The organism is Streptomyces sp. JJ66 (assembly GCF_019303495.1).
GTDB lineage: Bacteria > Actinomycetota > Actinomycetes > Streptomycetales > Streptomycetaceae > Streptomyces.
In genome coordinates, this window is the sequence record NZ_JAEVFI010000006.1 from 65,485 (window position 1) to 89,864 (window position 24,380).

General features: G+C 70.8%; 20 protein-coding genes. 10 read left to right on the top strand and 10 right to left on the bottom strand.

Features of this window, described 5'->3' with window-relative positions; translation table 11 throughout:
* Window positions 1–78 precede the first annotated feature (78 nt).
* Together JJV70_RS06415 and JJV70_RS06420 are read left to right on the top strand one after the other, a co-directional pair.
* Window positions 79–1,542, top strand: coding sequence for a glycosyltransferase family 87 protein (locus tag JJV70_RS06415; protein WP_257573498.1), 1,464 nt, complete (start codon window positions 79–81; stop codon window positions 1,540–1,542).
* A gap of 88 nt (window positions 1,543–1,630) precedes the next feature.
* On the top strand, window positions 1,631–2,932 hold the full coding sequence (locus tag JJV70_RS06420) for an MFS transporter (RefSeq protein WP_219046753.1): 1,302 nt from the start codon (window positions 1,631–1,633) through the stop codon (window positions 2,930–2,932).
* A 109-nt stretch (window positions 2,933–3,041) separates the two neighbouring features.
* Here the strand turns inward: JJV70_RS06420 and JJV70_RS06425 are convergent, their stop codons facing one another.
* Window positions 3,042–4,532 (bottom strand): CCA tRNA nucleotidyltransferase, encoded by a 1,491-nt coding sequence (locus tag JJV70_RS06425; RefSeq protein ID WP_219046754.1) that lies wholly within the window; start codon window positions 4,530–4,532, stop codon window positions 3,042–3,044.
* Between the two features lie 213 nt (window positions 4,533–4,745).
* Here JJV70_RS06425 and JJV70_RS06430 point away from each other — a divergent pair, with 213 nt between their 5' ends.
* The 7 genes from JJV70_RS06430 to trxA all read left to right on the top strand — a co-directional run bounded on the left by JJV70_RS06430 (window position 4,746) and on the right by trxA (window position 14,937).
* Complete coding sequence (locus JJV70_RS06430; protein WP_219046755.1) at window positions 4,746–7,148, top strand: DUF6049 family protein; 2,403 nt, start codon at window positions 4,746–4,748, stop codon at window positions 7,146–7,148.
* Window positions 7,149–7,198: 50 nt separating this feature from the next.
* Entirely contained in the window at window positions 7,199–9,715 is a 2,517-nt protein-coding gene (murJ, locus tag JJV70_RS06435) for a murein biosynthesis integral membrane protein MurJ (RefSeq protein ID WP_219046756.1), read from the top strand.
* A 140-nt stretch (window positions 9,716–9,855) separates the two neighbouring features.
* Window positions 9,856–11,706 carry a protein kinase family protein gene (locus JJV70_RS06440; RefSeq protein ID WP_219046757.1) on the top strand — a complete coding sequence of 617 codons (1,851 nt, stop codon included), beginning with the start codon at window positions 9,856–9,858 and terminating at the stop codon, window positions 11,704–11,706.
* A gap of 30 nt (window positions 11,707–11,736) precedes the next feature.
* The gene (sigM, locus tag JJV70_RS06445) at window positions 11,737–12,447 is read left to right on the top strand and encodes an RNA polymerase sigma factor SigM (RefSeq protein WP_374227253.1); all 711 of its coding nucleotides are present in this window, start codon (window positions 11,737–11,739) and stop codon (window positions 12,445–12,447) included.
* The gene (locus JJV70_RS06450) at window positions 12,444–13,406 is read left to right on the top strand and encodes an anti-sigma factor (RefSeq protein WP_219046758.1); all 963 of its coding nucleotides are present in this window, start codon (window positions 12,444–12,446) and stop codon (window positions 13,404–13,406) included. Before sigM ends, JJV70_RS06450 begins: the two co-directional genes overlap by 4 nt.
* Before the next feature lie 136 nt (window positions 13,407–13,542).
* A complete protein-coding gene (trxB, locus tag JJV70_RS06455; protein WP_219046759.1) occupies window positions 13,543–14,556 on the top strand; it encodes a thioredoxin-disulfide reductase in 1,014 nt (337 codons plus the stop codon).
* A 57-nt stretch (window positions 14,557–14,613) separates the two neighbouring features.
* A complete protein-coding gene (trxA, locus tag JJV70_RS06460) occupies window positions 14,614–14,937 on the top strand; it encodes a thioredoxin (protein WP_219046760.1) in 324 nt (107 codons plus the stop codon).
* A gap of 74 nt (window positions 14,938–15,011) precedes the next feature.
* Here the strand turns inward: trxA and JJV70_RS06465 are convergent, their stop codons facing one another.
* From JJV70_RS06465 to rpmH, 9 genes are all read right to left on the bottom strand, one after another.
* Window positions 15,012–15,632 carry a GNAT family N-acetyltransferase gene (locus tag JJV70_RS06465; protein WP_219046761.1) on the bottom strand — a complete coding sequence of 207 codons (621 nt, stop codon included), beginning with the start codon at window positions 15,630–15,632 and terminating at the stop codon, window positions 15,012–15,014.
* 45 nt (window positions 15,633–15,677) lie between these two features.
* Window positions 15,678–16,820, bottom strand: coding sequence for a ParB/RepB/Spo0J family partition protein (locus tag JJV70_RS06470; protein ID WP_219046762.1), 1,143 nt, complete (start codon window positions 16,818–16,820; stop codon window positions 15,678–15,680).
* Window positions 16,817–17,866 (bottom strand): AAA family ATPase, encoded by a 1,050-nt coding sequence (locus tag JJV70_RS06475; RefSeq protein ID WP_306823417.1) that lies wholly within the window; start codon window positions 17,864–17,866, stop codon window positions 16,817–16,819. Before JJV70_RS06475 ends, JJV70_RS06470 begins: the two co-directional genes overlap by 4 nt.
* A gap of 309 nt (window positions 17,867–18,175) precedes the next feature.
* The gene (gene rsmG / locus JJV70_RS06480; protein WP_219046832.1) at window positions 18,176–18,877 is read right to left on the bottom strand and encodes a 16S rRNA (guanine(527)-N(7))-methyltransferase RsmG; all 702 of its coding nucleotides are present in this window, start codon (window positions 18,875–18,877) and stop codon (window positions 18,176–18,178) included.
* 62 nt (window positions 18,878–18,939) lie between these two features.
* The gene (locus JJV70_RS06485; RefSeq protein ID WP_219046763.1) at window positions 18,940–19,443 is read right to left on the bottom strand and encodes a R3H domain-containing nucleic acid-binding protein; all 504 of its coding nucleotides are present in this window, start codon (window positions 19,441–19,443) and stop codon (window positions 18,940–18,942) included.
* Between the two features lie 14 nt (window positions 19,444–19,457).
* Complete coding sequence (gene yidC, locus JJV70_RS06490) at window positions 19,458–20,546, bottom strand: membrane protein insertase YidC (protein ID WP_219046764.1); 1,089 nt, start codon at window positions 20,544–20,546, stop codon at window positions 19,458–19,460.
* 3 nt (window positions 20,547–20,549) lie between these two features.
* Window positions 20,550–20,837, bottom strand: coding sequence for a membrane protein insertion efficiency factor YidD (gene yidD / locus JJV70_RS06495; protein WP_219046765.1), 288 nt, complete (start codon window positions 20,835–20,837; stop codon window positions 20,550–20,552).
* A complete protein-coding gene (gene rnpA, locus JJV70_RS06500) occupies window positions 20,834–21,202 on the bottom strand; it encodes a ribonuclease P protein component (RefSeq protein WP_219046766.1) in 369 nt (122 codons plus the stop codon). Before rnpA ends, yidD begins: the two co-directional genes overlap by 4 nt.
* Window positions 21,203–21,227: 25 nt before the next feature.
* Window positions 21,228–21,365: a 50S ribosomal protein L34 gene (gene rpmH, locus JJV70_RS06505; RefSeq protein WP_028438354.1), complete on the bottom strand. Its 138-nt coding sequence runs from the start codon at window positions 21,363–21,365 to the stop codon at window positions 21,228–21,230.
* Between the two features lie 429 nt (window positions 21,366–21,794).
* Here rpmH and dnaA point away from each other — a divergent pair, with 429 nt between their 5' ends.
* Window positions 21,795–23,792, top strand: coding sequence for a chromosomal replication initiator protein DnaA (gene dnaA / locus JJV70_RS06510; protein ID WP_219046767.1), 1,998 nt, complete (start codon window positions 21,795–21,797; stop codon window positions 23,790–23,792).
* The last annotated feature ends 588 nt before the right edge of the window (window positions 23,793–24,380 follow it).

Here is a 24,380-nt window from a genome sequence, read left to right on the forward strand (position 1 = left end):
GCGGGCTTACCAGGGCTCCGGTGACGGCGAGGGTGCGGTGGAGCTGGGGTGGGGGGCGGGTGAGGCAGGATGTGGGGCATGAGGAGCGTGCGAGGTGGTGAGGTCGTCCGGCCCACCGAGCGGGACGAGGTCGCTGCGGCGGGGAGCGAGCTGATCGGGGGACCCGTCGGGCGGCACGCCCTCGTCGGCAGCAGCCCGTGGACGCCCGTGCGCGTGCTCGTCCTCTGCGCGCTGGGGCTCTTCGCACTGGGCATGGTGCAGAAGCTGCCCTGCTACAACGGCGGCTGGTTCTTCCGAGCCGGCGCCCAGTACACCCACGCGTGTTACTCCGACATCCCGCACCTGTACACCGGGCGCGGCTTCGCAGCCGGTCTGACGCCGTACTTCGACCGGATCAGCGAAGTGTCCGGGAACATGGAGTTCCTGGAGTATCCGGTCCTCACCGGCCTGTTCATGCAGGTCTCCGCGTGGCTCACGCCGGAGTTCCCCCAGCAGGTGGCCGAACAGCAGGCGTACTGGCTGGTCAACGCCGGCCTGCTGATGGCGTGCGCCGTGGTGATGGTGGTGTGCGTGGCCCGGACACACCGCCGACGCCCCTGGGACGCGCTGCTGGTCGCGCTGGCCCCGGCGTTCGCGCTGACCGCCACCATCAACTGGGACCTGCTGGTCGTGGCGCTCACGGCGGCGGCGATGCTGGCCTGGTCGCGCGGGCGTCCGCTGGCGTTCGGCGTGCTGCTCGGTCTCGCCACGGCCGCCAAGCTGTACCCCGTACTGCTGCTCATGCCCCTGCTGGTGCTGTGTCTGCGGGCAGGACGCTTCCGGGCCTACCTTGCGGCGGTGGCCGGAACCGCTGGGGCCTGGCTGGCGGTGAACCTGCCGATCATGCTGTTCGCGTTCGAAGGCTGGGCCACGTTCTATACCTTCTCGCAGGAGCGCGGGGTTGACTTCGGCTCGTTCTGGCTGATCCTCTCGCAGCGCACCGACGGCACGGTGGAGGCCAACCTCTTCGCCATTCTGCTGGTTCTGCTGGGCTGCCTGGGGATCGGTGCCCTCGTGCTCTACGCCCCGCGCCGCCCTCGCTTCGCCCAGGTTGCCTTCCTGATGGTGGCCCTGTTCATCCTCACCAACAAGGTCTACTCGCCCCAGTACGTCCTGTGGCTCATCCCGCTGGCCGCGCTGGCCCGCCCCCGCTGGCGGGACTTCCTGATCTGGCAGGGGTGTGAGGTCGTCTACTTCTTCGGCATCTGGCTCTACCTCGCCTACCGCACCGGCGATGGCCAGCAGGGCCTGCCACCCGAGGGCTACCACGCGGCCATCGTGTTCCACCTCCTGGGCACGCTCTACCTGTGCGCCCTGATCGTGCGCGATGCCCTCACCCCCGAGCGTGACCCCGTGCGGCGCGACGGCTCGGACGACCCCTCGGGCGGCGTGCTCGACGGCGCACCGGACCGCTTCGTTCTCGGTCACACCGCAACCACCGCAACCGAGCCGTCCACAGCAGGCGCCGAAGGGACCGTACGCTGGGGCACCACCACACGGTGACGGGACGGGACCGCGCATGTTTCACGTGAAACACACCGGCACCCGGCTCTGACGCTGACGGCGCAAGCGGAAGGCAGGCACGGAGCGCATGGCGGGCACCCGCGGCAGCCTCCTTCACGACGGCCGCGTGCTGCTGCGCTTTGCCGGCTTCCGCAGACTCCTCACCGTGCGCCTGCTCTCCCAACTGGCCGATGGCGTATACCAGGTGGCGCTGGCCGCATACGTCGTCTTCTCCCCGGAGAACGAGACCTCGGCAGGTGCCATTGCCGCCGCCATGGCCGTCCTGCTCCTCCCCTACTCCCTGCTCGGCCCGTTCGCAGGCGTGCTGCTGGACCGCTGGCGGCGCCGCCAGGTGCTGTTGTACGGCAATGTGCTGCGCGCCGTCATGGCCCTGAGCACCGCCGCCCTGCTGCTGGCGTCCGTACCGACGTGGCTGTTCTACCTCTCGGCCCTCTCGGTGACGGCGGTGAACCGCTTCATCCTGGCGGGCCTCTCCGCCGCACTACCCCGCGTCGTGGACAGCGAGCGGTTGGTGATGGGGAACTCCGTCTCCCCAACCGCCGGGACCATTGCCGCCACCCTCGGCGGCGCGGCAGCCCTCGGCCTCCAGGTGCTGGCCCCGGACGGGCCGACCGCTGACGCCTGGGTGGTGACCTGTGCTGCCGTGTTGTACCTGACGGCCGGGCTGTCGGCCCTGCGGCTGGGCCGGGACACGCTGGGGCCGGACCCCACCCTGGTACAACCGCGCTTGCTCGCCGCCGTGGCCAGCACCGTACGCGGGCTGGCCGACGGGCTACGTCACCTGGGTCACCGCCGCGTCGCCGCACAGGCACTCGTCGCTATGGGGGCACTGCGCTTTTGCTATGGCGCGCTCTTCGTCATGGTGCTGATGCTCTTCCGCTACTCCTGGAGCGAGACCGTGGACGAGGGCATGGCTTTGCTGGGCGTGGCCGTCGGCGTCTCCGGGGCAGGCTTCTTCCTCGCTGCCGTCCTCACTCCATGGTGCGCGCGGCAGCTGGGCCGGCTGGGGTGGATGGCCTGGTGCGCCGCCGGAGCCGGGACGCTCGTGCTGCCGCTGGGGCTGGCGTTCCAGCCGACACCCATGCTCGTCGCGGCTTTCCTCGTGGGGCTGGCGACGCAGGGAGCGAAGATCGCGACGGACACGGTGGTCCAGGCGACCGTGGACGACGCGTTTCGCGGTCGCGTGTTCGCCCTCTACGACGTGCAGTACAACGTGGCCTTTGTGGGCGCGGCCGGTGTAGCGGCGCTCATGCTCCCCCCGGACGGCCGCTCTGCGCCTTTGGTGGTCGCTGCCGCGCTGCTGTACCTGCTGACGGCACTGGGCATCTTCCGGCTCCGTCTCCGGACTGACACCCCGGAGCCCCGGTAGGCCAGCGGCCCGGCACACTCCCGGGAGAGCCGATGCCCTGAGCCGGGCAGCTCCGCCCCCGAGGCACGGGGTGTGTGTTTCACGTGAAACACACACCCCGTGCCTCGGGCTACGCCTGCTCCCCGCGCGCGGCCCACCAGTCCTTCAGCAGCGCCACTGCCGCCGCCCGCTCCAGCGGGCCGTTCTCCAGCCGCTGGTCGAGCAGAAACCGGTACGCCTCGCCGATCTCCGGTCCGGGCCCCACGTCCAGGATCTCCATGATCTCGTTGCCGTTGAGGTCCGGGCGGATCGCGTTCAGCTCCTCCTGCTCCTGCAGGCGGGCGATGCGCTCCTCCAACCCGTCGTACGCCCGGGAGAGGGCACTCGCCTTGCGCTTGTTCCGCGTGGTGCAGTCCGAGCGCGTCAGCTTGTGCAGCCGGTCGAGCAGCGGTCCGGCGTCCCGCACGTAACGGCGCACCGCCGAGTCCGTCCACTCTCCGGTGCCGTAGCCGTGGAAGCGCAGGTGCAACTCCACCAGGCGGGAGACGTCCTTGATCATCTCCTTGGAGTATTTCAGCGCCGTCATCCGCTTGCGCGTCATCTTCGCGCCGACCACCTCGTGGTGGTGGAACGAGACCCGCCCGTCCTTCTCGAACCGGCGCGTGCGCGGCTTGCCGATGTCGTGCAGCAGCGCGGCCAGGCGCAGCGTCAGGTCCGGCCCGGAGTCCTCCAGGGCGATCGCCTGGTCCAGCACCGTGAGCGAGTGCTCGTAGACGTCCTTGTGCCGGTGGTGTTCGTCCCGCTCCAGCCGCAGCGCCGGAAGCTCGGGCAGGACGTGTTCGGCCAGCCCCGTCTCCACCAGGATCTCCAGGCCGCGCCGAGGCTGCGCGGAGAGCACCAGCTTGTTCAGCTCATCTCGCACCCGTTCCGCGGAGACGATGGCGATGCGGTCCCCCATGTCCCGCATCGCCGCCAGCACCTCGGCGTCCACGGTGAAACCGAGCTGGGCCGCGAACCGGGCCGCCCGCAGCATGCGCAGCGGGTCGTCGGAGAAACTGTCCTGCGGGGCACCGGGCGTACGCAGCACGCGGCGGGCCAGGTCCGCCAGACCGCCGTGCGGATCGATGAACTCCTTCTGCGGCAGGGCAACAGCCATCGCGTTCACGGCGAAATCCCGGCGGACGAGGTCTTCCTCGATCGAGTCGCCGTAGGAAACCTCCGGCTTGCGGGAAGCGCGGTCGTAGATCTCGGAGCGGTAGGTCGTGATCTCGATCTGGTACTCCTGCGCCCCGTCAGCCGCGTCCGCGGACTTCAGACAGCCCACGGTGCCGAAGGCGATGCCGACGTCCCACACAGCGTCCGCCCAGGGGCGCACGAGCTTCAGCACGTCCTGGGGCCGCGCGTCCGTGGTGAAGTCCAGGTCATTGCCCAGACGGCCCAGCAGCGCGTCCCGCACCGAGCCGCCGACCAGGGCCAGTGAGAAGCCGGCTTCCCGGAAGCGGCGGGCCAGGTCGTCCGCTACGGGTGAGACCCGCAGCAGCTCACTCACCGCGCGGCGCTGCACCGTGCTGAGGTCGGGCGTCGGCGGCTGGGCGGGGCTGTCAGTCTTGGGGTTCGGCACAACAGCACAGCGTACGTGCCACCCGGTCGCCTCCGCCCACCCCGTATCCGCCCGCCGCCCCGCCCCGGCCGTTCACGGTGCGGCGGGGCATCGCAGATGGCCTGGGTTTCGGGGGTGTGCCCCGGCATGAGCCGCGGCACCCGTGGCCTGCGGGGCTCGTTAGCATCGGGAGTGCGCAGACCCACCGGCGGCGGAAGACAGGACGGACAGCGCGTGGCCGAAGCGGCGTACAAGCAGGGGACTCCTGGGGGCCCGGTGCCCAGACGGTGGCGCCATCGCGCGGCGGTCGCTCTGGTGCTGTCGCCGCTGCTCGCCGGAGCCCTGCCCGCCACCGCGCCGGCCGCAGCCGAGCGCGTGGTGCCCCGGCAGCCGCCGTTGGCCGATGCCACCGGTTCCCGCTCAGCCGAGATCGCCCTGACCGAGATCTCGCCCCTCACCCCGGGCGCGGACGGCACGCTCACGGTCAGGGGTACCGTCACGAACCGCTCGCGTACCACCATCGGCGACGCCGAGGTGGGGCTGCGCACCGGGCCCCGCCTGACGACCCGCAGCTCCATCGACGGCATCACCGGCGAGAAGCAGTACGCCCCCGGCTCCGACGGCACCGAGGTCACCGGCGAGGACACCGCCGTGGCCCTGCCCGCCCTTGCCCCGGGGGCCACCCGCCCCTTCACCCTGGCAGTGCCGGTGGAGGACCTGAACCTGGACGACAGCGGCGTCTACCAGCTCGGCGTCACCCTCGCGGGCGAGACGCAGGACACGCCGTACGAGCAGATCCTCGGCATCGAACGGACGCCGCTGCCCTGGCAGAAGTCCCCGGCCGACACCCGCACCAAGGTCACCGCCCTGTGGCCGCTGATCTCCTCACCGCACCTGACGGCCCGCACCGAGTCCGACGAGCAGCAGACCCCGATCTTCCGCAACGAAGCCCTCATCGACGAGATCTCGCCCGGCGGGCGGCTGCACCAGCTCGTCACCACCGGCGCGGGCCTTCCGGTCACCTGGGTCATCGACCCCGACCTGCTGGCGTCCGTCCACGCGATGACGCAGCCCTACCGGGTCGAGACGCCGGACGGTCCGGTCTCCGGCACCGGTCAAGAGGTCGCGAGCGCCTGGCTCGACCAACTCCAGGAGGCCGTCGAGGACGAGGAAGTCGTCGCCGTGCCCTTCGCCGACCCCGACATCGCCGCGCTCGCCCACCGCGGCCGGGGCGTCTCCGGAGCGCTCGGGCACCTCCAGCCCGCCACCGAGGTAGCCGCCTCCACCATCGAGTCCATCCTCCACACCACGCCCAGCACCGACTACGCCTGGCCCGTCCAAGGCGCCCTCGATCCGGCCATCGTCTCCGTCGCCACCTCCGCCGGTGCCCGGCACGTCATCACCCGCAGCGACTCTCTCCGCGAGACGGGCGGGCTCACCTACACCCCCAACGCCGCCCGCCCCATCGGCGGCGGCATCACCGCCGTCTCCGCCGACGCCCGGCTCTCCACGCTGTTCGAGGGCGACCTGACGCGCGCGGACCACACCACGGCGGCGGTGCAGCAGTTCCTGGCCCACACCCTGTCCGTCACCGAGCAGAACCCGGCCAAGCAGCGGCATCTCCTCCTCGCCCCCCAGCGCATGCCCACGGCCAGCCAGACGCAGACCATGGCCACGGCCCTAGAGGCGCTGACCGAGGACAGCGGCTGGGCGGACGTCGTACCGCTGTCCGAGACGGTCACGGCCGAACCCGATTCCCGCGCGAACCGCCAGGTGCCGGAAGCCGCCGCCTACCCGGAGGAGCTGCGCGAGCAGGAGCTGCCCACAACGGCTTTCGAGGCGATGCGCGAGACGCAGACGACACTGCGGAACTTCGCCGTCATCCTCAGCCGGGAGGACCGTGTGGTGACGCCGTTCGGCAACGCGATCCGCCGGGAAATGTCCACCTCCTGGCGCGGCCGCGCCGCCGAGGCCACCGCGTACCGGGACTCGGTGCAGGAACACCTGGTGAGCCTCACCGATCAGGTCGGCCTCGTCGATAAGTCCCGCATCACGCTGTCCGGGCGCAGCGCCACCATCCCCGTGACCGTCCAGAACAACCTGGTGCAGGAGGTAGACGGGCTGAAGCTGCGGCTCACCTCGGGCCGCCGGATCGGGCTGGAGATCGACGACGAGATCAAGCCCGTGGTCGTCGAGGGCGGTCACAGCCAGTCCATCACCTTCGACACGACCGCGAAGGCCAACGGCCGCACCTCCCTCACCGCGCAGCTCTACACCGAGGACAACAAGCCCTACGGGGAGCCGATGACGTTCCAGGTGGACGTCACCGAGATCACCTCCACGGTGCTGCTCGTCATCGCGGGTGGCGTACTGCTCGTGGTGCTGGCCGGGGTGCGCATGTACACCCAGCGCAAGCGGCGCGGCCCGCAGCCGGACCCCGACGCGCCGCTGGTCACCCCAGAGGCCGAGGACCCCGCAGAAGCCGAGGACGACCCCGAGCCGGACGACGACGCCCCGTCCGCCCGTCCCGGCGCTGGCGCCAGCCCGGAATCCAGCGGCACGAAGAGCGCAGCCCCCGATGACACCCGGGCCGAAAGCGGGGAGAGCCCGGGCCCAGGTGAGAAAGTGGACTGTTGAGCGAGGAGCCGGGCAGGCCGTCGGCCGCGGACGATGAGGTGGGGTACCCAGTGAACGAGCCGTACGACCCCGAGCGCGGTGAGGCCGCATGGCCTGCCGCGCCGGATGGCCCGGCCCAAAGCGGCCCGCCCGCGGACCGCCCGGACGCCCAGAACGCGAAGCCCGAGGGCTACCACCCGGACACCTACGCGCACGACGCGTACGCGGGCGACCCCTACCGGCGCCGTGACCTCACCGCGCAGGACCCGGTGACCGAGGCCCTGTACGACCACGCCGAGCACCCGCCCCCACCGCCGCCGCCCGGCCCGGAGACGCTGTACCAGCCGCCCCCCGCCCAGCAGCACGCCCCCGACCCCCGGCGCTGGGCGGCGCCACCGGCACCGGAGCCGGACGGCCCCTCCCGCCGCCTGCCGTACGGCGACGCGCCCGACCACGTCAAGTACACCGGCGTAGACGACCTCATCACCCGCGCCCCCGACGACGACGAGCGGGCGGGAGCCGTGCCCCGGGAGCAGCCCGAGGACGCCTTCGCGCACCTCTTCCGGGACCAGCAGGCGACCGCCCCTCCACCGCAGACCCACCTGCACGCCCAGCAGCGGCACCACCAGCCCACCCCACCGGGCGCACCGTCGTACGCGCCCGGCCCGCCCCCCGGCGGGCAGCCGCCGCACGCGGGGCCGCCGTCGCAGCCCGGGCCACACCAGCAGCACCCACCGCAGCAGGCGCAGCAGCACCCACCGCAGCAGCACGCGCAGCAGGCACGCCGACAGCCGCATCCGCCGCACGCGACAGCGCAGCACGCCCCGGCGCAGACCCCGCAGGAACCCTCCTACCCGGACGAGAGCCCCCTGCCACCGCCGCCCGGCGACGCGCCCACCGAGCCGTCAGCTCCGCCTCAGCAGGCCCCGGCGACTCCCACCAAACCCTCCGGACGCGGCGGCGGTCTGCTGAAGTCCAGCGCGATCATGGCCGCGGGCACCCTCGTCTCCCGCGTCACCGGCTTCCTCCGCACCCTCGTCCTGGCGGCCGCGCTGGGCGTCGGCATCCTGGGTGACGCGTACACGGTCGCCTACACGCTGCCGACGATGATCTACATGCTGTCCATCGGCGGCGGCCTGAACTCGGTGTTCGTGCCGCAGCTCGTGCGGGCCATGAAGAACGACGAGGACGGCGGCGAGGCGTACGCCAACCGCCTGCTGACGCTCGTGATGGTGGTGCTGGGCGCGCTGGTCGCCCTGAGCGTCCTCGGCGCACCGCTGCTGGTGCGCATGCTCTCCGTGGAGACGGCGAACGACCCCGACGCCAACAGCGTCGCCGTCACCTTCGCCCGCTACTGCCTGCCCACGATCTTCTTCATGGGCGTGCACGTCGTGATGGGCCAGATCCTCAACGCCCGCGGCCGGTTCGGCGCGATGATGTGGACGCCGGTCCTGAACAACCTCGTCATCATCTTCACCTTCGGCGCGTTCATCTGGGTCTACGGCACCGCCACCACCTCGGAGATGGGGGTCACCACGATTCCCGACGAAGGCGTGCGCCTCCTCGGCGTCGGCACGCTGCTGGGCCTGGTGGTGCAGGCGCTGGCCATGCTGCCGTTTCTGAAGGCCGCCGGCTTCCGGTTCCGCCCCCGGTTCGACTGGAAGGGCCAGGGCCTGGGGAAAGCGGTCCGGCTCGCCAAGTGGACCTTCCTGTTCGTCCTGGCCAACCAGGCCGGACTCATCGTCGTCACCCAGCTCGCGACCGCGGCGGGTGCGGCGGCCGCGGACACGGGCAACGAGGGCACGGGCATCCTCGGCTATCAGAACGCGCTGCTCATCTGGCAGATGCCACAGGCCATCATCACCGTCTCGGTGATGGCCGCGCTGTTGCCGCGGCTCTCCCGCTCCGCGCACGACGGCGACACCGGCACCGTCCGCGACGACCTCTCGCACGGCCTGCGCACCTCGGCGGTGGCCATCGTGCCGATCGCGTTCGCCTTCCTGGCGCTCGGCGTGCCGATGTGCCTGGTGCTCTACGCCTCCGTCGGGAGCGACGCCGCCACCTCCATGGGCGTGATCCTCATGGCCTTCGGCCTCGGCCTGATCCCGTTCTCCGTGCAGTACGTCGTCCTGCGCGCCTTCTACGCGTTCGAGGACACCCGCACGCCCTTCTACAACACCGTCATCGTCGCCATCGGCAACGCCGCGGGGGCCGGGCTGTGCTACCTGCTCCTGCCGAGCCGCTACGCCGTCGCCGGTATGGCCGCCGCCTACGGTCTGGCCTACGTCATCGGCGTCGTCGTGGCCTGGCGGCGGCTTCGCCGCAAGCTCGACGGCGACCTGGACGGAGGTCACATCGCCCGCTCCTACGCCCGGCTGTGCAGCGCCAGCATCCCCGGTGCCGTGCTCGGCGGCGGGGCCGCCTACGGTGTGCTCCAGCTGCTGGGCAGCGGCTTCACGGGAGGTCTGGTGGCGCTGGTCACCGGTTCGCTGGTGCTCGGCGTCGTCTTCGTCCTGGCCGCCAAGCGCATGCGCGTCCAGGAGCTGACGGCCATGATCGGCATGGTGCGCGCCAAGCTCGGGCGCTGATGCCCCCGACTGCCACCGTGTGTCGTGCACGACGGCGGTCTGCGGGCACAATTGTCTGGGGGCGGTTCCCGTGGACCGGCCCCGGAGCCGGGCTCACCGGCCTGCTCACGGGACGCGATACAGGGGAGGCAGGAGCGACGGTGGCGGAACGGAGTACAGCTGCCGTCGACGTGGCGAACTCGGGCGGTGACGGCAGCAGCGAGCACACCTCGCGGCCGCCTGCCTCCGAGGCGGCCGCGGCCGACGGTGCGCAGCCCCAGGACGGTGCGGTGGACGCCGCCGGTGACACGGCCGGCGACGCCGACGCGAGCGCGGACACCGACGCCGCCGGCCCCGCTGCCAGCGACACCGTCGAAGCCACCCCCGTGCCCCCGGACCCCGCCACCACCGAACCAGGCGCCGGCTCCCCGCCCGCCGACCGCGACCCACAGCCCGCCGACGTCCCGGAGCCGCACAGCGGCGACAAGCTCGCGCGCCGGTACCGCCTGGAGGAATGCGTCACCCGGCTCGACGGCTTCAGCAGCTGGCGTGCCGTTGACGAGAAGCTGCGCCGGGCCGTGGGCGTGCACCTGCTGCCCTCCCACCACCGGCAGGTACGCCCCGTGCTGGCCGCCGCACGCTCTGCCGCGCTGCTCGGCGATCCGCGCTTCGTGCAGGTACTGGACGCCGTCGAGGACGGCGACCGGGTCTACGTCGTGCACGAGTGGCTGCCCGACGCCACCCCGCTGACCGCGGTGCTCGCCGCCGGGCCGCTGCCCGCCCACGAGTGCTACGAACTGGTCAGCCAGCTCGCGCAGGCGATGGCCGTGGCCCACCGCGAGGGACTGGCGCACCTACGCCTGACGCCCGGTTCCGTCCTGCGCACCGCCACCGGCCAGTACCGGGTGCGGGGCCTGGCGGTGAACGCGGCACTGCGCGGCATCAGCTCCGACTCCCCGCAGCGCACCGACACCGAGGCGATCGGCGCCCTGCTGTACGCGGCCCTCACCCAGCGCTGGCCGTACGAGGAGGACGCCTACGGCCTCACCGGTGTCACCCAGCTGTCGGGCGGCACGCTCATCCCGCCCGACCAGGTGCGCGCCGGCGTCCACCGGGGCCTGTCGGAGCTGGCGATGCGGGCACTGGTCAACGACGGTGCCACCGCGTCGAGCGAGAACCCGCCGTGTACCACTCCGGAGGAGTTGGCGGCCGCCGTCGCAGAGCTACCGCGTATCCCCCCGGAGGAGCCCACGTTCCTGCAGCCGACCCCGTATGAGCGCACGACGTACCAGCAGGGCGTCCTGGCCCCCGACGCGGTACCGATGGGCGGCGGGGCTCTCGGTCCGGTGCCCGTAACCGACGCGCCGCCCACGCTGCCGGGCCGCACCGGCAAGGTGCTCAAGTGGGGGGTATCCGCCCTGCTGATCGCGGCGCTGGGGCTGGGCAGCTGGCAGGTCGCGGACGCCCTGTTGCGGGGGGACAAGGCCAAGGGGCCAGCGCAGTCGGAGCCGGACCCCGAGGAGGTCAGCGGCGAGGAGCCCGCCGGTGGCGAGCAGCCAGCCTCGGGACAGCCCGTGGACATCGCCTCCGCCCGCATCCTGGACCCGAAGGGCGCGGGCCGCGAGAGCGCCGAGAAGGCGGCCCTGGCGTTCGACGGGGACCCGGGGACCTACTGGCAGACGCTCTACTACCGCAGCGCGGCGTTCGGGAACCTCAAACCAGGCGTCGGCCTGATCCTGGATCTGGGCAGCGTCCAGCAGGTCAGCGACCTGAAGGTGAATTTCCTCGGCGAGACGTCGGTGGACTTCCTCGCCGCTCCGGCCGACGCCGCCGGGCGCCCCGACTCGCTGGGTGACTTCAGCAAGGTGGACAGTGCCACGGGCACCGATGTCACGCTCAGCGCGAAACAGCCGATCCGCACCCGGTACGTGCTGGTGTGGCTCACAGAGCTACCGCACACCGGGGACGGCGAATACCGTGGCCGCATCACGGAGATCGGCATCACCAGCTGATCCGCGGCGCGGCTGAGGGAGGGCCTTGCGGTGGGCGACGACACCAACGGGCAGCCCGCACGTTCCGCTGACCCGGCGGCTGTGGACGATCACGCCCTGCTGGCCGCGCATGTCGCGGGCGATCCAGATGCCTTCGGTGAACTCGTGCGCCGCCACCGCGACCGGCTGTGGGCCGTGGCGCTGCGCACCCTGGGCGACCGGGAGGAGGCCGCGGACGCCGTGCAGGACGCGCTCGTCTCCGCCTACCGGCGCGCGCACACCTTCCGCGGTCAGGCGGCCGTGACGACCTGGCTGCACCGCATCACCGTGAACGCCTGCCTCGACCGCGCCCGCAAGGTCGCCGCCCGGCGCACCTCGCTCACCGACGACACCGAGCGACTCGACCGCATGCTAGAGCCCGAGGAGTCCGCCGCCGCTCCGGCCGAGCGGGCCGACGTGCACCGGGAGCTGGCCGCCGCCCTCGCTGAGCTGCCCGTGGAGCAGCGGGCGGCGCTCGTACTCGTCGATATGCAGGGCTACCCCGTCGCCGAGGCGGCCGAAGTCCTCGATGTCGCCGTCGGCACCGTGAAGAGTCGCTGTGCGCGCGGTCGCGCCCGCCTGCTGCCCCTGCTCAGGCACCTGCGCCCGGAGGGGCAGGTGCCTGCGGACCAGGGAAGGAACCGGACCCGGGGGGCGGCCGTCCCATCGAGGCGAGGCACCGAGGGAACCGGAGCGGTGAAGGGCGGAGGTGGACCAGCATGACCGCGTCGTTCGCGACGTCCGGCCCCGACGGGCACCCGGAGGTCGAGGAGATCTCCGCTCTCGATGAGGGCCTGCTGACGTCCGACCGCGCCGGGCAGCTCCGACACCATCTTGACGTGTGCCCGCTCTGCGCGGACGTGCTCAGCGCTCTGGAAGAGATGCGGGGCACGCTCGGCACACTGCCAGACATGCCGCGCATGCCGGACGACGTCGCTGAGCGCATCGACGCCGCCCTGGCGGCCCAAGCGCTCATGGGGTCCGCCGCCCAGGCGGGCGACCCCGACGTCCCGCACCCGGGGACAGCGACTCCCGAGGCGCGGCCTCCGGCGGACCAGCCCGCGCATGTTTCACGTGAAACACGTCGGCCCGCAGGCGCGCCCGCGGCGAAGACCGGACCGGGCCGCGGCACCCCGTCCACCGGACGACGCTCCCGAGGACGTCAGCGCCGTGCCGCCCGGTGGGGGGTCACCGGAGTCCTCGCCGCTGCCGTCGCCGGTGCGCTCGTTATTCCGGTGCTGCTTTCTGCCGATCCGGAACGCCCGCCGGTCGTCACCGAGGCCGAGGCGTCGCGCACCGCCGGCCTGGAGGAGCGCGTGCACCAGCTCCTCACCCGTGCCGCAGCAGCCGAACCGACCGCGCCCGGGCATCCGGAAGGCCAGCAGAAAGCCCAGGGCGAGCCGGAGGCACACAACGCACCGGATGCTCCGTTCACCACCGAAACAGCACCCGGCGCGACTTCTGTGGTCCCCTCCTGTGTGCAGCAGGCGACGGGACGGACCGAAACCCCGATCGCGGCCGCCGAGGAGTCCTACGAGGGAACAGCCTCCTACCTCGTCCTCCTGCCCCACCACGGCGACAAGGGGAAGGTGGACGCCTATGTCATCGACGCGAGCTGCGTCGATGACGCTCCCGACGCGCCGGGAGAGCGGCTGGCCTCCCTCACCGTCGAACGCCGCTGACTGCACACTGCCACGCGGGGCGCGTCCGCCCGACGTGGGGCCGGGGCGGGAATGCGCGGCCTTTAGTATCCGTTGGGTGGGGTGAGAACCTCGCCAGAGAGATCCGGTACGCCGTCGGCAGACAAGGAAGACATCCGTGAGTGACGTCCGCAACGTGATCATCATCGGCTCCGGGCCCGCGGGCTACACCGCGGCCCTCTACACCGCACGCGCGTCACTCAAGCCGCTCATCTTCGAAGGCTCCGTCACCGCTGGCGGCGCGCTGATGAACACCACCGAGGTGGAGAACTTCCCGGGCTTCCGCGACGGAATCATGGGTCCTGAACTGATGGACCAGATGCGGGCCCAGGCAGAGCGCTTCGGGGCCGAGCTGATCCCGGACGACGTGACGGCTGTCGACCTCACCGGTGACATCAAGACGGTCACCGACTCCGCCGGCACGGTCTACCGGGCCCGCACCGTGATCGTCGCGACCGGCTCCCAGCACCGCAAGCTCGGCCTGCCGAAGGAGGACGAGCTGTCCGGTCGTGGCGTGTCCTACTGCGCTACCTGCGACGGCTTCTTCTTCCGCGACCAGGACATCGCGGTCGTCGGTGGCGGTGACACCGCGATGGAGGAGGCCACGTTCCTCTCCCGCTTCGCCAAGTCGGTCACCATCGTCCACCGCCGCGACACCCTGCGGGCCTCCAAGGCCATGCAGGAGCGCGCCTTCGCGGACGAGAAGATCTCCTTCGCGTGGGACAGCGAGGTCGCTGAGATCCACGACCAGGACGGCAAGCTCGCCGCCCTCACCTTGCGCAACACTCAGACTGGAGCCACGAGCGAGCTGCCGGTCACGGGGCTGTTCGTCGCGATCGGTCACGACCCGCGTACCGAGCTGTTCCGCGAGGTGCTGGAGCTGGACGCCGAGGGCTACCTGCGGGTGGAGTCCCCCTCCACCCGGACCAACCTGCCCGGGGTATTCGCCGCTGGTGACGTCGTGGACCACACCTACCGCCAGGCCATCACCGCCGCCGGCACCGGCTGCTCGGCAGCGCTGGACGCGGAGCGCTTCCTTGCCGCCCTGACCGCCGGTGAGCCCGCCGAACCGGAGAAGGCCGAAGAGGCCGCGGAAGCCGCCGAGTCCGCCACGCAGGCCGCCACCGTCTGACCGCTGTCCTCACCCGGCGTCCGTACCCCACACCGCAACCCCAACCAAGGAGATCCCATGGCCACCGTGACCGCCACCGACGCCGACTTCGAGAAGGTCGTGCTGCAGAGCGACAAGCCCGTGCTCGTCGATTTCTGGGCGGCCTGGTGCGGCCCCTGCCGTCAGATCGCCCCTTCGCTGGAGGCGATCTCCGAGGAGCAGGCCGACAAGATCACCGTCGTGAAGCTCAACATCGACGAGAACCCGGAGACGGCCGCGAAGTACGGCATCATGTCCATCCCGACGATGAACGTCTACAAGGGCGGCGAAGTCGTGAAGACGATCGTCGGCGCGAAGCCCAAGGCTGCCCTGGAACGTGAGCTCTCCGACTTCATCGCCTGAGGCGGCACTGTTTCACGTGAAACGGCCCGCCCCCGGTCGCCGGGGCCGGGCCGTTTCCCTATGGCTGGACCGCCTTACAAGGGGCGCAGGACGGGATGGTCCTTCTGGACTGCTCCGAGTAGTTGGTCGAGCGCGCGCTCGACATCCGCCTTCCACGACAGGGTGCTGCGCAGGTCCAGCCGGAGCCGCGGATAGCGGGGGTGGGCTCGCACGGTCTTGAAGCCGACCGCGCGCAGGTGCTCCGCAGGCAGCAAACAGCCCGGCTCCCGCCACCGTGCGTCCGCGATGGCTTCGATCGCCTTGAAGTTGCGGCGCAACACGTCCTTGGCCACCGTCTGGACCATGACGCGGCCCAGCCCCTGGCCCTGGTACTCCGGCAGCAGGGACGCTGTCATCAACTGCACCGCGTCCGGCGACACCGGGCCGGTGGGGAAGGCCGTGGAGCGCGCGACATACGCCGGGGGAGCGTAGAGCACGAAACCCACCGGCTTGCCGTCCACGGAGACGACCCGCCCGCAGGACCCCCAGTCCAGCAGCACGGAGGAGAGCCATGCCTCCTTCTCCGCCTCCGTTTGGCCATCCTTCGCGGCCTGCTCGCCGCTGACCGGGTCAAGCTCCCAGAACACACAGCGACGGCAGGGAGACGGCAGGTCGGAGAGATTGTCCAAGGTGAGCGGAACGAGTTGACGCCCCATGGAGCCATCGTATCCATGGGGCGTCGTGCTGAGGGAGCTCAGCGGCTACTCGGCCTGCTGCTCCGTGTCGCTGTCCGCTGCGGAGAGCCGCTGCTCCAGGACTCGGCCTTCGCCGGGGGCGAACTGCGACAGAATCCGCTCCAGATCCTCTATCGACGCGAACTCCACGACGATCTTGCCCTTCTTCTGGCCCAGATCGACCTTCACCCGGGTCTCGAAGCGGTCGGAGAGGCGGCTGGCCAGGTGGTCGAGTGCGGGGGATACCCGCTTCCCAGCCCGCGGCCCCTTCCCCTTGGCAGCCCGCCCGGGCTGGTCGCTCATCAGCGTCACGATTTCCTCGACCGCCCGCACCGACAGCCCCTCGGCCACGATGCGGTGAGCGAGCCGCTCCTGGTCCTCCGCGTCCTCCACAGAGAGCAGCGCGCGAGCGTGCCCAGCGGACAGCACACCCGCGGCCACCCGGCGCTGGACCGACGGTGACAGGCGCAGCAGCCGCAGAGTGTTGGACACCTGAGGCCGGGAACGCCCGATGCGGTCGGCGAGCTGATCGTGGGTACAGCTGAAGTCCTTTAGCAACTGGTCGTAGGCGGCCGCCTCTTCCAGCGGGTTCAGCTGGGTACGGTGCAGGTTTTCCAGCAGGGCGTCGAGGAGAAGCTTGTCGTCCTCGGTCGCCCGGACGATCGCCGGAATCCGGTCGAGTCCGGCTTCCCGGCAGGCACGCCACCGCCGCTCACCCATGATGAGCTCGTAGCGCTCCGCATCCAGCTGCCGTACGACGACGGGCTGGAGCAGGCCGACTTCCTGGATGGAGACCACCAGCTCGGCCAGTGCGTCCTCGTCGAAGACCTCACGCGGCTGTCGCGGGTTAGGCGTGATGGCCTCTAGCGGCACCTCCGCGAAATGGGCTCCCGCCACTTCGGTGGTGGTGACCGAGGCCGCTTCCTGCGCGGTCTCCTGATCCTCGGTTGCCTGAGCGCGGTCGTGCTGCCGACGCGCGCTGTCCGGCAACGCGGTCACCGCGGCGGCCGCCACTCCGCGCTCGGAGGAGAACATCGTCGGGACGGCACTCGGTGAGGTGGCGCCGTTACTGCCAATGGTGGGCTTGGGGCCGTCGTGTTCCTGACCGGTGGGTGCTGCCGGGATCAGTGCACCCAGCCCACGGCCCAGGCCCCTACGTCGTTCGCTCACTGATTCCCCTCCGACGTGCTGTGCTGGTGTACCCACTGCGCATCGGTGTTGCGCAGCGCGATCTCCCGCGCGGCCTCCAGGTAGGAGAGCGCACCGCTGGAGCCGGGATCGTAGGTGAGGACCGTCTGGCCGTAGCTGGGGGCCTCAGAGATGCGGACGGACCGCGGGATGTTGGTGCGCAGCACCTCGTGCTTGAAGTGGCCGCGTACCTCGTCGGCGACCTGGGAGGCTAGCCGGGTCCGGCCGTCGTACATCGTCAGCAGGATCGTGGACACGTGGAGCGCCGGGTTCAGGTGGCCCTTCACCAGTTCCACGTTCCGCAGCAGCTGCCCCAGTCCTTCCAGCGCGTAATACTCGCACTGGATTGGGATGACGACCTCGGCGCCCGCGACGAGCGCGTTGACCGTCAGCAGGCCGAGCGAAGGTGGGCAGTCGATGAGGATGTAGTCCAGCGGCTGCTCGTATGCCGTCAGGGCCCGTTGGAGACGGCTCTCCCTTGCCACCAGGGAGACCAGTTCGATCTCCGCGCCGGCGAGGTCGATCGTCGCCGGCGCGCAGAAGAGGCCCTCCACATCGCGGACCGGCTGCACGACTTCGGCAAGCGGGCGGCTCTCCACCAAGACGTCGTAAATGGACGGCACTTCCGCGTGATGGTCGATGCCCAGCGCCGTGGAGGCATTGCCCTGTGGGTCAAGGTCGATCACCAGGACCCGGGCACCGTGGAGAGCCAGGGAGGCGGCGAGATTCACCGTGGTCGTAGTCTTCCCCACGCCTCCTTTCTGGTTGGCGACCACCATGACGCGGGTCTCGGCAGGCCGGGGAAGACCTTCACCGGCGCGGTTCATCGCCTCGACGGCCTGCTGAGCGGCTCGCCCGATGGGGGTGTCGTCCATGGGAGGCAGCGTCTCACGCGTTTCACGTGAAACATCCGCCAGTTCAGCGCGGGGACCAGGGACCGGATCGGCCATCGGTCCCGCAGTGTCGGCGTCGGACCGCAACGGTTCACTCTCCTCGAAAGGCACCTTCGCAGGGTCAAAGCCTGCCATGCCTTCCGGCCGGTGAACCACTGAGTCCCGCTCGGCTGTGGACAACTCACCAGTTGTGGATACGTCCCCGGAGTCCGGGGAACGTCCGGGCTGGCGCGTCGTGCGGCGGTGCGGATCAGCGGCCGCACGACCTCGACTGATGATTCCGTGCAGAAGGGAGCGGCGTTTCACGTGAAACACGATGCACTCGCCGTGCGCGCCGCAGGGGCAGACACTCCGCTCTGCACAGCTTTGCGGCTTGTATGCCCCCAGAACAGCCGAATGCCGTCACCGACAGTCAGCGCCCCTCGGTGACGGCAGACAGTTGCTTCAGCGACGGCGGCGCGCGGAACGGTCGGCCCGCGCCGCCTTGGCCCGCTTCTTCGCGAACCGCACGCCACCGGGGCTTTCCCCGACCTCCGCGCGGACAACGGTGGCAGGCGGCTGCACCACTCCCGCACCGACCTGTACCACCGAAGTGCGCACCACACCGAGCTTCTGCAGCGCGGCCCGCGCCCCCTGGACCTCTTCTTCCGCCGTATCCCCCTTGAGCGCCAGCATCTCGCCGTAGGGTCGCAGCAGTGGCACGCCCCACCCGGCCAGCCGGTCCAGCGGGGCCACCGCGCGGGCCGTGACCACATGCACCGGAGACAGCGTGCCCAGCACTTCCTCGGCTCGCCCGCGCACGACGGTGACGTGATCAAGGCCGAGCAGCTCCACGGCCTCCTGTAGGAACGTGGTGCGCCGGAGCAGCGGCTCCAGCAGCGTGATCCGCAGGTCGGGCCGGACCAGCGCCAGCGGAATACCAGGCAGACCCGCGCCCGAACCCACGTCGCACACCGTCACGCCGTCCGGCACGACCTCGGAGAGGACGGCGCAGTTCAGCAGGTGCCGACCCCACAGGCGGGGTACCTCCCGCGGGCCGATCAGGCCACGCCGTACCCCGGCCTCCGCGAGCAGCTCGGCATACCGGATCGCGTCTGGAAGCCGCTCGCCGAAGACCTCTGCCGCCTCCGCGGGGGGCGCGGACAGCCCCTCCCGCGCCCCGGTGGCCTCGTGTCCGCGCCCGTGCTCCGGGGCGTCGCCGTCGGGCGTCACGGCAGGACGACCACGCAGCGCTGCGGTTCCTCGCCCTCGGACTCGCTGCGCAGTCCGGCCGCCTTGACCGCGTCGTGCACGACCTTGCGCTCGAAGGGCGTCATCGGCTTCAGCGTCACCGGCTCACCGGTCTCTCGCGCCTTCTCCGCCGCGTCGGACGCCTGCTGCGTCAGCTCCTCGCGCTTACGCGCGCGGAAGCCCGCGACGTCCAGCATCAGCCGACTGCGCTCCCCGGTCTCCCGGTGGACGGCGAGCCGCGTCAGCTCCTGCAAAGCCTCCAGCACCTCACCGTCCCGTCCGACCAGCTTTTGCAGGTCACGGCTGCTCGCGTCGCTGATCACGGAGACGGCGGCGCGGTCGCCCTCGACGTCCATGTCGATGTCACCGTCGAGGTCCGCGATGTCGAGCAGACCCTCCAGGTAGTCGGCCGCGATCTCCCCCTCCTGCTCCAGGCGGGTCAGGGTGTCGGTGCCCTCAGCGGCTTCGGTCGTGTCCGTCACTGATGGACTCCTTCTTACTTCTTCGACTTCGCGGACTGCGGCTTCTTCTTCTGCGCCGGCCGGTTCGGCTTCCTCGGACCGCCCTGACCAGCCTGACTGCTCTGGCCGTCCTGGCTCTGCTTGCCCTGCGGCTGCTTCGTAAGCGACGGCTGCGGCTGCCCACCCTGCCGCTGGGCCGACTGGCGCTGCGACTTGCTCTGGCGCTTGGGCTGGCTCCGCTGGGCGCGCGCCTCCTCGGCGGCTTCCTTCGCGGCGACCTCGGCCGGGTCCTCCTTGAGCTTGCCCTTGGCGCGCAGCTTCTCCTGCCGCTGCTTGTAGGCGATCGAGCCCGGCGTCGGGTTGCGCTTGATGATGTACATCTGCTGGCCCAGCGTCCACACGTTGGTGGTGAGCCAGTACACCAGGACACCCACGGGGAAGTTGATCCCGAAGACGGCGAACATGATCGGGAAGACGTACATCAGCATCTTCTGCTGCTGCATGAACGGCGTCTTCACCGTGAGGTCAACGTTCTTGGTCATCAGCTGGCGCTGCGTGTAGAACTGCGACAGCGACATCAGGATGATCATGATGACCGTGACCACGCGCACATCGAGCAGCGAGGCTTCCAGCGCCTGGACGGTGCTGGCGGAGTCCATGAACTTCGCCGCGATCGGAGCCCCGAAGATGTCGGCGTTCCGGGCGCTTTCCACCAGACCCCGGTCGAGCACCCCGACCGTCTCATTGTTGGCGATCTTGTTGAGCACCTGGAAGAGCGCCAGGAAGAACGGGGACTGCGCCAGGATGGGAAGGCAGCTGGAGAGCGGGTTGGTACCCGTCTCCTTGTACAGCTTCATCATCTCTTCGGACTGACGCTGCTTGTCGCTCTTGTAGCGCTCCTGGATCGCCTTCATCTTCGGCTGGAGCGCCTGCATGTTCCGCGTCGCCTTGATCTGCTTGACGAACAGCGGAATCAGCGCGATCCGGATCAGCACCACCAGGCAGACGATGGACAGACCCCAGGCCCAGCCGCTGCCCTCGTCGAACACGAGGCTGAACAGCGAGTGGAACTGGACGATGATCCAGGAAACTGCGGTATAGAGAGGACCGAGGATCGTGTCCACGAATCAGGCTCCTTGGGCGTTGGACTGGGTCCGATGCTCCCAGCGGTTCCGCAGCCGCTGGTGCCAGACCGGATGCTTCCGGGCGGGAACGTGGTCGACGCCACCGGGCGACCACGGGTTGCAGCGCAGGATGCGCCACGCGGTCAGTGCCGTCCCCTTCACCGCACCGTGCCTGTGGATGGCCCCGTAGCCGTAGTGCGAGCACGAGGGGTAGTACCGGCACACCGGCCCGAGCATCGGGCTGATGGTCCACTGGTACAGCTTGATGAGCCAGAGCAGCGGGTACTTCACATCGGCGGCCCTCCAAGCAGCCGCTGTAGCGCGGAGTCGAGGTCACGGGCCAGCGATTTGTGGTCCGCCTCGCCCGCACCGGGCAGCGCCCGTACAACCACCAGGCTACCGGGGGGCAGCGCGGACAGGCGTTCACGTACCAAGTGCCGCAGTCGGCGCTTGACCGTGTTCCGCACCACGGCGTTGCCGATGGCCTTGCTCACGACGAAACCCGCACGCGCCGGGGGAAGGGCCTCCCCCGAGGCGTGCGGGTCCGTACCGCTGCGCAGGTGAACGACGAGGAGCGGGCGCCCGACCCGGCGTCCTCGCCGTACCGCGGCCGCGAAGTCCGTCCGCCGCCTCAGCCGGTGCTCGGTAGGCAGCACGTCATGGACCTGCGGACCGGGCGGCTCAGGCCGACAGGCGGCCGCGGCCCTTGCTGCGACGGTTCGCGATGATGGCGCGACCGGCGCGGGTCCGCATGCGCAGCCGGAAGCCGTGGGTCTTCGCGCGGCGGCGGTTGTTCGGCTGGAAGGTGCGCTTGCTCACTCGGGGGCTCCAGAAAATGCTTGTGTCTCGGACGAGACGGTGTGTGGGGCGCCGACTGGCTGTCACCGTGCGCCCACGAGTAGCTCGCAACGCCCGAGTGCACCGCTTCATCACCCTGCGGACCGGTGTCCCGGACTGTCAGGATCGTGCCCATCGGAGGCAGGCGGCAGCAGCCATCGACAACTCGACCTGGTTACGGTACGCGCGGCCGCACCATCCGGTCAAACCAGGACCGCGCACGCCAGCCGCACCCAGCGCCGGTGGACGGCGGGACGGTGACCGCGTGGCACTGTTGTGCACACCCTGTGGACAACAACTTGAGCCGCGCCAGCAGGGCCGACTACCGTGGCCGGACTCCGAATTCTTCCCGGCCGTCCCAAGAGCCACACTTTCGCGGAAAGTGTCGCAGCGAGTGAGAGAGCGTGCCCTGTGGCTGACGTACCTGCCGATCTTGCCGCAGTGTGGCCACGCGTTCTCGACCACCTCCTCGGTGACGGCCAGGGCATCGAAGCCAAGGACCAGCGCTGGCTGCGCGACTGCCAGCCCCTGGTGCTCGTCTCCGGCACCGCGCTCCTCGGCGTGCCGAACGAGTACGCCAAGGGGGTGCTGGAGGGCCGACTGGCGCCGATGATCAGCGACGCGCTCAGCCGCGAGTGCCAGCAGCCGATCCGCCTGGCCATCACCGTCACCGGCCCGGCCCCTGCCCCCGGGCCCGCGCCCGTCCCGGAGCAGCGCTCCCCCCAGCACAGCGGCCCGCCGCCCGGAGGCCACCAGGCCGGGAGCCACCCGGCAGGGAGCCACCAGTCCAGTGGGGGCCGGCCCGGCGGCGGCCCCCCGGGGTCCGGGCCGCAGGCCCCGCCGCGCTACGAGGACACCGGTCGCTACGAGGGCCAGCCCCCCTACGGCGAGCAGCCCGGTTACAGCGAGCAGGCCCGCTTCGACGACCCGCCCCGCTACGAGGCGCCGCAACGGTACGAGGACGGCCAGCAGTACGAGGACGCCCCCCGCTACGACGACGGCGGCACCCGGGCATACGACGACGGCTCCGGCTCCGGCCGGGGTTACGACGACGGCGCACGTTACGACGACCAGCGCGAGCTGCCCACCGCGCGCCCGGCCTACCCGAACTATCCGCACGCACCCCAGCACCAGCGCGGCGCCTGGCCCCGCCAGCCCGAGCCGGACAGCTGGTCACCCCCGCGCGAGCCCTACCCGCCGCAGCAGCACGCCTACAGTGCGCGCCCGCACCCCGGTTACGACCAGCAGTCCAGCGGTTACGAGCAGCGCCAGCCTCCGCCGCCCCGGTTCGACGAGCCACCGCAGCTGCCCGCGCCCAGCGGCGCGCCCGGCCCGCTCGCCGCGCAGCCGGCGCCCGCGACCGGTCCCGGGGAACCCACGGCACGGCTGAACCCCAAGTACCTCTTCGACACCTTCGTCATCGGTGCCTCCAACCGGTTCGCGCACGCGGCGGCCGTCGCCGTCGCGGAGGCCCCGGCCAAGGCGTACAACCCCCTGTTCATCTACGGCGAGTCCGGGCTCGGCAAGACGCACCTGCTGCACGCCATCGGCCACTACGCCCGCAGCCTGTACCCGGGGACGCGGGTGCGCTACGTGAGCTCGGAGGAGTTCACCAACGAGTTCATCAACTCCATCCGCGACGGCAAGGCGGACGCGTTCCGCAAGCGCTACCGCGATATGGACATCCTGCTCGTGGACGACATCCAGTTCCTGGCGCAGAAGGAGTCCACGCAGGAGGAGTTCTTCCACACCTTCAACACGCTGCACAACGCCAACAAGCAGATCGTGTTGTCCAGCGACCGGCCGCCCAAGCAGCTGGTCACCCTGGAAGACCGGCTGCGCAACCGCTTCGAGTGGGGCCTGATCACCGACGTCCAGCCGCCCGAGCTGGAGACGCGCATCGCGATCCTGCGGAAGAAGGCCGTGCAGGAGCAGCTGAACGCGCCACCGGAAGTGCTGGAGTTCATCGCCTCCCGCATCTCCCGCAACATCCGGGAGCTGGAGGGCGCGCTGATCCGGGTGACGGCCTTCGCCAGCCTCAACCGCCAGCCGGTGGACCTCGGGCTGACCGAGATCGTCCTGAAAGACCTCATTCCCGGCGGCGAGGACGCGGCGCCGGAGATCACCGCAGCCAACATCATGGCGTCAACGGCCGACTACTTCGGGCTGACGGTGGACGACCTGTGCGGCTCCTCCCGCAGCCGGGTCCTGGTCACCGCACGGCAGATCGCCATGTACCTGTGCCGTGAGCTGACGGACCTGTCGCTGCCGAAGATCGGTGCACAGTTCGGCGGCCGGGACCACACCACGGTGATGCACGCGGACCGCAAGATCCGCGCCCTGATGGCGGAGCGCCGCTCGATCTACAACCAGGTCACGGAACTGACCAACCGCATCAAGAACGGCTGACCGCACCACGCGCCCCAGCGGCCCCACCACGCGGCCGGACGCCTTGCCCGGCCGCCGAACCCGACCGTGCTCCGAGCCCACACGCATGGCCGTCCCGGCCCGGCCGTGGGGGCAGCGGGGTCGGACGGCCGGGTCACCGCGCTCCGGGCGCGTTCTGGAGTCGCTCGCGGTGCGGTACGTGCACCCCTGCCTCGTGCGAGCAGTAGAACGGCACCCTGCCCGCACCTTTCCCAGCCCCGCATCAGCCAGGTAACGGCAGCGGCTGGCTCCTCCCTCCGAGCCCGCTGCCCGTTTGCCACGCCTGCCCGGTGCCTGACCCACGGCCGGCCCGCGTTCGAATCCGTCGCGCCTGAGCGATCATGTCCACAAGCGCGCCACCTCACGGGCGTCCACACCCTGGGGACCGAGGAGTTATCCCGACGGCATCCACAACACACCCCGGCTCTGCCGTAACGCCGCTGGTGGTGCGCCTGGGGAAATGTGCACGCCGCGATTCCACAGCCTGTGGACAGCGGCGGGCTCGTCAACCGGGGTCCGGCGTTGTCCACCGGTCGCCCACAGGCAGCGCCCGGTTGTCCCCAGGTTCTC

Coding starts and splice junctions, on each gene's coding strand:
- JJV70_RS06415 (WP_257573498.1), top strand. CDS start 79: ATGAGGAGCGTGCGAGGTGGTGAGGTCGTCCGGCCCACCGAGCGGGAC.
- JJV70_RS06420 (WP_219046753.1), top strand. CDS start 1,631: ATGGCGGGCACCCGCGGCAGCCTCCTTCACGACGGCCGCGTGCTGCTG.
- JJV70_RS06450 (WP_219046758.1), top strand. CDS start 12,444: ATGACCGCGTCGTTCGCGACGTCCGGCCCCGACGGGCACCCGGAGGTC.
- trxA (WP_219046760.1), top strand. CDS start 14,614: ATGGCCACCGTGACCGCCACCGACGCCGACTTCGAGAAGGTCGTGCTG.
- JJV70_RS06465 (WP_219046761.1), bottom strand. CDS start 15,632: ATGGGGCGTCAACTCGTTCCGCTCACCTTGGACAATCTCTCCGACCTG.
- JJV70_RS06475 (WP_306823417.1), bottom strand. CDS start 17,866: ATGGCAGGCTTTGACCCTGCGAAGGTGCCTTTCGAGGAGAGTGAACCG.